Origin of the sequence: uncultured Bacteroides sp., from assembly GCF_902472605.1 — a bacterium.
GTDB lineage: Bacteria > Bacteroidota > Bacteroidia > Bacteroidales > Bacteroidaceae > Phocaeicola.
This window is the reverse complement of sequence record NZ_CABROP010000072.1, coordinates 1-9,206: the sequence shown is the minus strand read 5'-3', so window position 1 is coordinate 9,206 and position 9,206 is coordinate 1. Positions and strand designations below refer to the sequence as shown.

Below are 9,206 nucleotides of genomic sequence, written 5' to 3'. Positions count from 1 at the left end.
GCTATGTTCCTATTTTTCAATAAATTATATTTATTCTTATATCGAACTCACGTTAACTAAGTCTACGGGATTTTTCCCTTATCTTCTATTATATAAAATGAACCCTCCACAGGGAGTCCTGAAAAGGATACCTGCGGAGGGTTTTTTGTTTGTATCTCTCTTGTTATTCTGGAATTCAGGGAATCGTCATGCGTTTCAGTTCGTCGAGCGTACCGTTGAACACGTTCAAATCCACCTCTTCGCGAATGCCCGGCAGACGACCCACGTCGGTGTGCTGCCAGAATCGCCACTGCCCTTTGTATTCCACCGAATCGGCGTAGTAATGGGCAATCCAATAGGGATAGGAGTTGAAAACGGAGTCGTTCAGGTAACGAGTTTTGAATTTGTAAGATGTATAGAGAATCGGTTTCACCCGATAATAATGTTCGATTTTATCCAGCCAGATTTTCAGGTCGTGGCGAAGTTTCTTCTCACTCTCTCCCATCACCTCGATATCAAGCACCGGAGGCAGGTCGCCCGACTCCAGTTTCACGGAGTGAATAAAGAAATCGGCCTGGCGAGAAGCATCTGTTTTGGGATTGTAAAAATGATAGGCCCCGCGGATGAACCCATGCTTGCGAGCCTCATCAAAGTTATGTATGAATGCCGTATCACTGAAGTCTCCTCCCTCGGAGGCTTTCATGAATACGAACCGTACAGGAAACGGTGAATTCTGTGTTTTCTGAAGTTCCGCCCAATCAATCTGTCCCTGATGGTGCGACACATCGAAACCATGCACCTCAAAACCGTAAGGCAAACATACCCCGTAGGCTTTCAAGCCATAGCAAGGTTTCCAGCGGTAAGCGTAGGGACGGATAAAGAAATAATAGAATACGATGACAAAACAAGCCCCAATCCCCCCCAGCAACAGGTAATAACACCAGGAAGGCATCTGCCAGCGACGGATTTTCTTTTTTCCCCGCGGGGTTCTTCCCGACGGTTTACCGGAAGCTGTCGTTCGCCGGCCTGTGTTTTTTCTTGCCGCAGAACGCTTGCGGGAAGCCTTTTTCTCGACTTCGTTCACCGCGAGAATGGGTGATTTTTTGGTCATCGTCAATGTGTTTAATGAAGAATGTCTAAAGATGTACCGCCATGCGGTAAGAATTGATTCAACAAATAGCGAAGAATCCGGCACTCATAAAGTTCCCTGATTCTTCGCTAAATGATATGTTACGGTTGAACTTCCCTTATGGGAACTCAACTTTCAATTTATTTTGCCTGTTCGTACTGCAAAGTCTTAGTCGGCTGGTCGCATACTTCTGTCGGACCGAAGTACTGAATCGGACCCGGATATACATAAGCAGTTTCCTTAGCCCAAGTATCACGCATAGCAGCGAATGCTTTGAACGGAGCACCATCCAGTTTTACCAGTGCTTTCTGAATAACCGGCTTCATTTCACCGTGACGACGTTCCATGTTCATCATCATAGTGATAGGCACACCACCTGCAATCCATTCTGCAGCAGGAGCGGTTGTGTTGCGTACAGAAGACATATAACCAGTCTTACCGTTGGCAATCAACATAGAAGCTGTGTAACCCAAAGAGTAGCAGTAGTCAGCATCGAAGTTAGACGGAGCAGCGCAACGTCCTTCGTAACCGAAGAAGTGGTGCTGAGCAGCGAACTTACCTACGAACTTGCCTTCTTCTTTCCATGCAGCCAACTTGGTAGCTACCATTTCAGACAACAGCTTTTCAGTTTCAATCAAAGAAACCTGAACGTTTCCGTGCGGGTCACGGTCGAGTGACAACTGACGAGCTACACCTTCCGGCAGAGAAGCATAGATAGCGGCGTTTTCAGGAGACAGCTTGCTGATGATGTATTCGCGCTGTTTAGAACGCTTGATGCTGTTGAATTCTTCGCCGTTGGCAGCCAGGAAGTCGTTCAATTCAGCAATCAGACGCTTCATAGCCGGGATGAATTCGATCAGACCTTCCGGAATCAATACTGTACCGAAGTTGTTGCCGGCAGCAGCACGGTCAGCAACTACCTGTGCGATGTAAGTCACGATGTCATCCAAAGACATGTTCTTGGCTTCTACCTCTTCAGAGATGATACAGATATTCGGCTGAGTCTGCAAAGCACATTCCAGTGCGATGTGAGAAGCAGAACGTCCCATCAGTTTGATGAAGTGCCAGTATTTACGAGCTGAGTTACAGTCACGTTCAATGTTACCGATTACTTCAGAGTAAGTCTTGCAGGCAGTATCGAAACCGAATGAAGTTTCAATCATTTCGTTCTTCAAGTCACCGTCGATAGTCTTCGGGCAACCGATTACCTGGATACCGTACTTCTTGGCAGCATAGTATTCAGCCAAAACGCAAGCATTTGTATTTGAGTCGTCACCACCGATGATTACCAGTGCCTTGATGCCCAGTTCTTTCAGGATTTCGTATCCTTTTTCAAACTGGTCTTCCTTTTCCAGTTTTGTACGTCCTGAACCGATGATATCGAAACCACCTGTGTTACGGTATTCGTCGATGATATCGGCTGTCAGTTCCATATATTTGTGGTCTACCAAACCGCCAGGACCCAGGATGAAACCGTAGAGTTTGTTAGCCGGGTTCAGTTTCTTGATACCGTCGAACAAACCAGAGATGACGTTGTGACCACCAGGAGCCTGTCCACCAGACAAGATAACACCGACGTTCATCGGAGCGTATTCTTTAGCCTCACCTTCCACGAACTGAATCAACGGCATGCCGTAAGTGTTCGGGAACAATTTCTTGATTTCTTCCTGATCGGCTACAGACTGAGTCGGTTCGCCTTCCTTAGCTACTACCGCACCTTTCAATGCTTTCGGCAATTTCGGCTGGTAAGCAGCTCTTGCAATTTGTAATGCACTTTTTGTCATAATTGTTATATTTATAAAGGTGTATTGAAATAATCTTTTTCGTTGCTGTGCAAATTTCGTATTTTTTTCGCAAATATGAAAGAAAGCCGGCAATTTTAGGCATATCCTAATTCTTTTTCTCTTCCTCCAGATGGGCTTTGATACGTTCCAGCAAACGAAGGCAGCCTTGCAAACGAGGATTCTCACAACATACATGAGCCTGCAAGAACAGACGGCGTACGGTTTCTTTCACATCGGGGATGTAGACAGCCTTATCCAGTTGCATTTCGGCCGGAAGTTCAGCCTGGTCGAACCAGGCTTTCAGTTGCTCTACTTCTTCAAGAGTATATACATTCTTACTCATAGTCATATATAAAGGATTAAAACGGATAACCTACTGCAAAATGGAACGCGAAGTCGCGTTTGAAATTGGGAGAGATAATCGGATAGTGGTCGCGCCCGGTGTACATCGGATTGATGGCCTTCATACCTCCGTCGAAACGGATAATCAGGAAATCCAGGTCGAAACGCAGTCCCAGTCCGTAAGCCACGGCCAGCTGTTTGTAAAAGCGGTTGAACTTGAACAGACCTTCAGGCTGCAATTCCCGGTTGCGGATGGACCACACATTTCCGGCATCGATGAACGCCGCTCCATTCAATTTCCAGAACAAATGCGTACGATACTCCAAGTTCAGGTCAAGCTTGATGTCGCCCGTGTGATTCACATAATCCAAGCTGTTGCTATCGCCCCGGTAGCCTCCCGGTCCCAACGAACGGACACTCCATCCACGCACACTGTTGGCTCCTCCGGAGAAATACAATTTTTCAAATGGAAGGCTCTTGGAGTTTCCGTAAGGCACGGCCACCCCCACCCCCACGTGAAACACCAAGGCATTACGGTCGTCGATCATAAAATTCTTGGCATAGTCAAAGTCCGTCTTCACATACTGGGCAAAACCGATATTGGCCATCTGATAACTCTCTCCATTTTTCGGTTTTCCATTAATGGCTTTCGAAAAGAGATACAACAGGTTACCCGATTCCTCAATATTGAAACGGATAGAATAGGAATTACGCTGTGCCGTTTTCTGTGACATAGCCCCCGAACTGTTATAGGTATACGTATATCCCATACGCACGATAAACAAGTCCTCATAACTATAGCGCAGCAAAGGATTCTTTTCATCCATCAAGTTTAGATATTCACGGAAAGTTTCCGACCGATACGGCATATAAATATAGTTCAGGTCGAACACATCGAAACGATGGGTAGCCCGGCGCTTGCTCCAATGATAACTCCAACCCGCAGAAGCTACCGTACGTTCAAACTCCGGGCGAATCTGCCAGTTGTATTTCACACTCACCTCCGATGTGGCACGGCTCCTACGACGAAAATCAGCCGAAAGGAAGGGAAACATAAACTCCGGGAAACTCAAGCTGCTCTCCACTCCATATTCCATGTAGTTGCTGTTGGCATATCCTTCCAGACCTGTTACAGCCTCATACGCTCCACGCACTTTAATCGTGAAGGTTTCAGACCCCTTGAACAGATTTCGATGAGTATAAGCCACAGATGCCGCCGCTCCCAAATCTCCTGCGGAGTTGGTACCTTCAATCTCAAACGAAAGCGATTTGTTCTTGTTGCGGGTCAACATGACATACGCATCCAAGTAAGCAGAATCGGCCCGCAGGTCCTCCCGGAAACGGATATTGGAATATTTCAGGATATTCAGTCGCCCGAGTGCCGAGTATGTATTCTGCACATCGCGTACACGATATATCCTTCCAGGTCTCAAATGGTTGTTATCGTTGATAACCTGAGGGCGCAAAAACAGTTTATCTTTGAAATAAAAATTCAGTCCTCCCGAACGAAGAGAGTCAATGCCCTTCAGGCTCTCGGAAGCAAGATCGGAAAAATCTACATCGAACACGAAACCCACATCCCGGAGGTAATACTGACGGTGCGGAGAAGGCGGATCCTCTTTCTTTCGACGGTAAGGATGCAGCTGCATGATCAGGTCCACATTACGCGAATTGCGCATGGTATCCACCTGATACGTGATGAAATCTTTATTGAAACGATAATATCCACGGTTCTGCAAGAACTGCGTGATACGGTCACGTTCCTGGTCCAGCTGGTTGATATCCAGACGCGCTCCTTCCTTCAGATAGGAACGGGCTGAATCAGCCATCAGATAATCGTGAATCTGATAATCGGCAATATCATAGGCTACCCGTGAAATCAGGTAAGGATCACCGGAATGAATTTGATAATAAACCTTGATTTTTTTCCCCTTCACCTGGGTATGCATGCTCACCTGCCCGCTCATATAACCCATGTTACGTACAGCCTGCTCAATCTGCAAACGTGTTTCCTCCGCCAGATCCGGATCATAAATACGAGGGGCATCTCCTATCCGATAAAGAAAACGGTTCATCCACTTGGTGGAGTCCTTGCCGGCAGCTCCGTAAATGTACATCGGCAGTTTTACCAGACTGAACCACTTGGCATTCGGGGTCTGACGAAGATAGGCCGTCATTTGGGAAGATTTGATTTCTTTGTTGTCCGATTCTACCTTCACATTATCCAACAGATAATGCCCCTCCGGTATGAATTTACTGACCGAACATCCGCTCAGGAAAAGCAGCATCGCACACAGACCTATATAAAAACGGGGGGATATCTTCATACAAACAAGCGGATATATGCAAAATTACATGCAAAGATAGGCAATAATTAAAAATATCTTCTTAGCTTTGTTCTTAAAATATAATTAAAAATTCCCGTCACAAATATGCTGAGCAAAAACAGAATCAAATACATCCGGTCACTGGAAATGAAAAAGTACCGGAAAGCCGAGAATTCGTTTCTGGCCGAAGGCAACAAACTGGTAAGCGACCTCTTAGGACATTTCTCCTGCCGCCTCCTGATTGCCACCACTGCATGGCTGGAACAGCACCCTCTCCTACTGGCTCAGGAAACCATTGAAGTGACGGCAGAAGAACTGGCTCGTGCCAGTCTGCTGAAAACGCCGCAGGAAGTGCTGGCCGTATTCGAGCTTCCGTCGTACTCCTACGACGATACTCTTCCAGCCCGTTCCCTCTGTCTGGCCCTCGACGATGTGCAGGACCCCGGCAACCTGGGTACCATTATCCGCATTGCCGACTGGTTCGGCATAGAAGACATTTTCTGCTCACCCGGTACAGCCGATGCCTTTAACCCCAAAACGGTACAAGCCACCATGGGAGCGCTGGCCCGCGTCAAACTACACTATTGCGATTTGAAAGCATTCATCCGTTTGCAGGTCGAAAGAAAAATTCCCGTATTCGGTACATTCCTGGACGGTACCAATATCTACTCGCAGGAGTTATCGTCTAAAGGAGTTATCGTCATGGGAAATGAAGGAAACGGGGTATGCAAGGAAATTGAAGCAATGGTTTCAAAGAAGCTGCTGATACCGAACTACCCACAGGGACAAGAGACCAGCGAATCACTCAATGTAGCGGTCGCTACAGCCATTGTATGTGCAGAGTTCCGCCGCCGGATGTCATAATCGTCGCAGTCGGCTTCTTGAGGAAAATTCCATTTTCTGCAAGTTGAAATCGGATACATGAAAAGCATACAATGCTTCTCCACCCGCTACCGATAGGGACACCCGCTGACAGAAATCAAGAAACGGCTCTCCTTCCCTCATCTCTGTCTGGCAGGGAACCAAAACAATCAGTCCGTTCAACCATTGCGTCTGCCGGACTTCCTCTTCAAGTGATTCCATCGAAAGAAACACATGGCTGGAAATATCCAGCCCTATACGCTGCATGCGGAACAGTTGGTTCTGCCCCGCATGCCAAAGATAATGAGATGCGTAATATTTCATTGCAATCAGCGCTTCATGAGTTCCGGACGTTTTACCCGTTGAAGAGAATCCTTTGAAAGTGTATCAGCGGGTTGCACAGCCAATGAATCGGTCACTACCGGCAGATTGTGTTCAGGCACATGGTAACGCATCAATTGAATACGACTTACCAGCACCGAGGTTTCTTTTTCTCCAGTATAGTACAGAAAACCAGTCACATTCTTATACTTGAAGGCTGAATCGGGCACGATAACCATACGCTGCATTCCCGACATGCTGATTACCCGTGTCATACCCTGTGTACTATCATTGTCAAACGTTAAGTTCAGTCCCATTACAAGCCGCCCTGAACGCAATCCCTTAGGCATGAAAGTAAAATTGGCCTCCCATACCAGTCTGTCTTTCTCATGGAAAGAGGTATCAGCCTTTATTTCAAAAGCCAATTTGTTGGTCAGGTCAAAAGGCGTAAACCAATACACGGTACGGTCCTGCCACAAATCAACCGTATCACCTGCTACCGACATGGCGAATTCACCCGTATGGCGAACAGATTGTTTCTTCAACTGCTCCGCAGTGGTTTCCATCCGCTTCTGCAAGTTCTCATAGATGGTCGTCATCTCATCGCTATGGCGGGAATACCACACCATAGAAGAATCGAATTCCGCCTCTGTGACATGATGCTTCTTGAAGACATAAGCCAGATAAGCTTCCTTCTTGTAGTTTTCATTGTAGGGTAAATCAGCACTTAGCGTAGTGGCCAGATGATAATCATAGAGCAAATCCTCCATGGCCTGAGGCTGGATAATATCTTTAGGCACCTTCTTTCCGCATCCGAACAGGCCGCACAGCATCAATGCCGAAACTCCTATAACTGCAATCTGTTTCATTTCTTGGATTCTTTGGAGGTAGGAGTAGACTCCGTATGTGCCCCTGTATTGAGGTAACGTGAATAGAAGATAAGCAACGCGATGATGCCACAGCTGATGGCAGCATCGGCAAAGTTAAAAATCGGACTGAAGAAAATAAAATGGTCACCTCCCACCAGCGGCATCCAATCAGGCCAATAAGTATCGATAATCGGGAAATAGAACATATCGACTACCTTCCCATGCAACCAGCTGGAATATCCCTCTCCCAGCGGTACCCATGAAGCAATCTGCCAATGCGAGCTCTCACTGAAAATCTCGCCATAGAACACGCAATCGATGATATTTCCTACCGCTCCCGCCAAAATCAAAGAAAGGCATACCAGATAACCGTTCTTCACCTTGTTCTGAGTCCGTTTCACCAACTTGGTGAGGTATACTGTAATCAGCACCGCAGCCACAATACGGAACAAAGTCAGGAACAATTTGGCGAAAATCTCAAGCCCGAAAGCCATACCGTTGTTCTCAGTGAAATAGATATAAAACCAGTCAGTCACATGAATATTCTCATGCAGATACATGTTTGTCTTTACCAAAATCTTGATGACCTGGTCAATAATCAACACCCCTGCCACCACAAGCGTTACCAAACGACCCTGAGTGAGAAATTTCTTCATTTTCTTCAAAATTCAATACAAATCAGTTCAAAAAAATTGAGAACTGAAAACCGAAAATGAGGCACTTCAAACCGTACCGTTTCTCAATTTTCAATTCCCAACTTCAAGTTAAATACTAATGTTTTCCATGCTGTTTAGCCTCAATGCTCAATGTAGCATGAGGAACTGCACGAAGACGTTCAGCAGGAATCAGCTTACCTGTTTCACGGCAAATTCCGTATGTTTTGTTTTCAATACGTACCAATGCCGCACGCAAGTTCTGAATAAACTTCAACTGCCGGGCAGCCAAGCGGGTGGTTTCTTCTTTCGACAACGTGTTGGCTCCTTCTTCCAATACCTTGTATGTAGGAGATGTATCGTCCGTATCGTTTCCATCCGCATTCATTATACTGCTTTTCAGTTTCTCATAGTCGCGTTCCGCGAGCTGAAGTTTCTCCATGATAATGGCGCGGAACTCTTCCAGTTCAGCGTCAGAATACCTCGTTTTTTCAGCCATAGTGCTTAAAGTTTTAAGTTAATAAATAGTATCCACCCGACAAGGCCGGGTGGATAGGTTCATATTACAGTTTCGTTACATGAATATACAACGAAAAGTCATCGAAACTGATTTCCGTGCCGTCAGTAACCTCATCGGCCAATACCAATGAATTTGCCAGCACTTGGTTGCAAATATAATTATTATATTCATTTATCGCGTCATCGGTATTCGGATTTTTTGACAGCACGATGGCAATCTTGTCAGTAATTTCGAAGCCGCTGCTCTTACGGATATTCTGAATACGGTTCACCAATTCACGGGCGATACCTTCACGCTTCAGTTCATCAGTCAGTGTCACTTCGAGTGCGACGGTCAGTTTGCCTTCGTTAGCTACCAGCCAGCCAGGGATATCTTCACTGAAGATTTCCACATCGGCAGCTTCCACTACGGCTTCTCCGCC

Annotated in this window: 10 protein-coding genes; 1 reads left to right on the top strand and 9 read right to left on the bottom strand. The window is 46.3% G+C overall.

All coding sequences use genetic code 11. The features are described 5' to 3' along the window. Window positions 1-175: 175 nt before the first annotated feature. The 4 genes from RDP42_RS12285 to RDP42_RS12270 all read right to left on the bottom strand — a co-directional run bounded on the left by RDP42_RS12285 (window position 176) and on the right by RDP42_RS12270 (window position 5,561). Window positions 176-1,090 carry a glycoside hydrolase family 25 protein gene (locus RDP42_RS12285; RefSeq protein WP_308763921.1) on the bottom strand — a complete coding sequence of 305 codons (915 nt, stop codon included), beginning with the start codon at window positions 1,088-1,090 and terminating at the stop codon, window positions 176-178. 158 nt (window positions 1,091-1,248) lie between these two features. Then, window positions 1,249-2,892: a diphosphate--fructose-6-phosphate 1-phosphotransferase gene (locus RDP42_RS12280; protein ID WP_303914994.1), complete on the bottom strand. Its 1,644-nt coding sequence runs from the start codon at window positions 2,890-2,892 to the stop codon at window positions 1,249-1,251. Between the two features lie 106 nt (window positions 2,893-2,998). Beyond that, window positions 2,999-3,235, bottom strand: coding sequence for a hypothetical protein (locus RDP42_RS12275; protein WP_303914997.1), 237 nt, complete (start codon window positions 3,233-3,235; stop codon window positions 2,999-3,001). A 16-nt stretch (window positions 3,236-3,251) separates the two neighbouring features. Continuing rightward, complete coding sequence (locus tag RDP42_RS12270; RefSeq protein ID WP_308763920.1) at window positions 3,252-5,561, bottom strand: BamA/TamA family outer membrane protein; 2,310 nt, start codon at window positions 5,559-5,561, stop codon at window positions 3,252-3,254. A gap of 105 nt (window positions 5,562-5,666) precedes the next feature. Between RDP42_RS12270 and RDP42_RS12265 the strand changes: the two genes are divergently transcribed. After that, window positions 5,667-6,425, top strand: coding sequence for an RNA methyltransferase (locus tag RDP42_RS12265; RefSeq protein WP_308763919.1), 759 nt, complete (start codon window positions 5,667-5,669; stop codon window positions 6,423-6,425). On the opposite strand, the gene RDP42_RS12260 is transcribed toward RDP42_RS12265, so the two are convergent. From RDP42_RS12260 to RDP42_RS12240, 5 genes are all read right to left on the bottom strand, one after another. Then, window positions 6,420-6,746: a hypothetical protein gene (locus RDP42_RS12260; RefSeq protein ID WP_308763918.1), complete on the bottom strand. Its 327-nt coding sequence runs from the start codon at window positions 6,744-6,746 to the stop codon at window positions 6,420-6,422. The genes RDP42_RS12265 and RDP42_RS12260 overlap by 6 nt on opposite strands. Window positions 6,747-6,751: 5 nt before the next feature. Next, window positions 6,752-7,612 carry a DUF4296 domain-containing protein gene (locus RDP42_RS12255; protein WP_308763917.1) on the bottom strand — a complete coding sequence of 287 codons (861 nt, stop codon included), beginning with the start codon at window positions 7,610-7,612 and terminating at the stop codon, window positions 6,752-6,754. Further along, window positions 7,609-8,268: a lipoprotein signal peptidase gene (locus RDP42_RS12250; RefSeq protein ID WP_308763916.1), complete on the bottom strand. Its 660-nt coding sequence runs from the start codon at window positions 8,266-8,268 to the stop codon at window positions 7,609-7,611. The genes RDP42_RS12255 and RDP42_RS12250 overlap by 4 nt, the downstream gene beginning before the upstream one ends. Window positions 8,269-8,383: 115 nt before the next feature. Further along, entirely contained in the window at window positions 8,384-8,764 is a 381-nt protein-coding gene (locus RDP42_RS12245; RefSeq protein WP_204476004.1) for a TraR/DksA C4-type zinc finger protein, read from the bottom strand. Between the two features lie 64 nt (window positions 8,765-8,828). Continuing rightward, the coding region (locus RDP42_RS12240; RefSeq protein WP_308763915.1) for a DUF5915 domain-containing protein at window positions 8,829-9,206 on the bottom strand (378 nt) is incomplete at its 5' end.

What these genes read in the sequence shown, in the direction of transcription:
- RDP42_RS12285 (WP_308763921.1), bottom strand. Translation starts at nt 1,090, where the DNA reads ATGACCAAAAAATCACCCATTCTCGCGGTGAACGAAGTCGAGAAAAAG.
- RDP42_RS12280 (WP_303914994.1), bottom strand. Translation starts at nt 2,892, where the DNA reads ATGACAAAAAGTGCATTACAAATTGCAAGAGCTGCTTACCAGCCGAAA.
- RDP42_RS12275 (WP_303914997.1), bottom strand. Translation starts at nt 3,235, where the DNA reads ATGAGTAAGAATGTATATACTCTTGAAGAAGTAGAGCAACTGAAAGCC.
- RDP42_RS12270 (WP_308763920.1), bottom strand. Translation starts at nt 5,561, where the DNA reads ATGAAGATATCCCCCCGTTTTTATATAGGTCTGTGTGCGATGCTGCTT.
- RDP42_RS12265 (WP_308763919.1), top strand. Translation starts at nt 5,667, where the DNA reads ATGCTGAGCAAAAACAGAATCAAATACATCCGGTCACTGGAAATGAAA.
- RDP42_RS12260 (WP_308763918.1), bottom strand. Translation starts at nt 6,746, where the DNA reads ATGAAATATTACGCATCTCATTATCTTTGGCATGCGGGGCAGAACCAA.
- RDP42_RS12255 (WP_308763917.1), bottom strand. Translation starts at nt 7,612, where the DNA reads ATGAAACAGATTGCAGTTATAGGAGTTTCGGCATTGATGCTGTGCGGC.
- RDP42_RS12250 (WP_308763916.1), bottom strand. Translation starts at nt 8,268, where the DNA reads ATGAAGAAATTTCTCACTCAGGGTCGTTTGGTAACGCTTGTGGTGGCA.
- RDP42_RS12245 (WP_204476004.1), bottom strand. Translation starts at nt 8,764, where the DNA reads ATGGCTGAAAAAACGAGGTATTCTGACGCTGAACTGGAAGAGTTCCGC.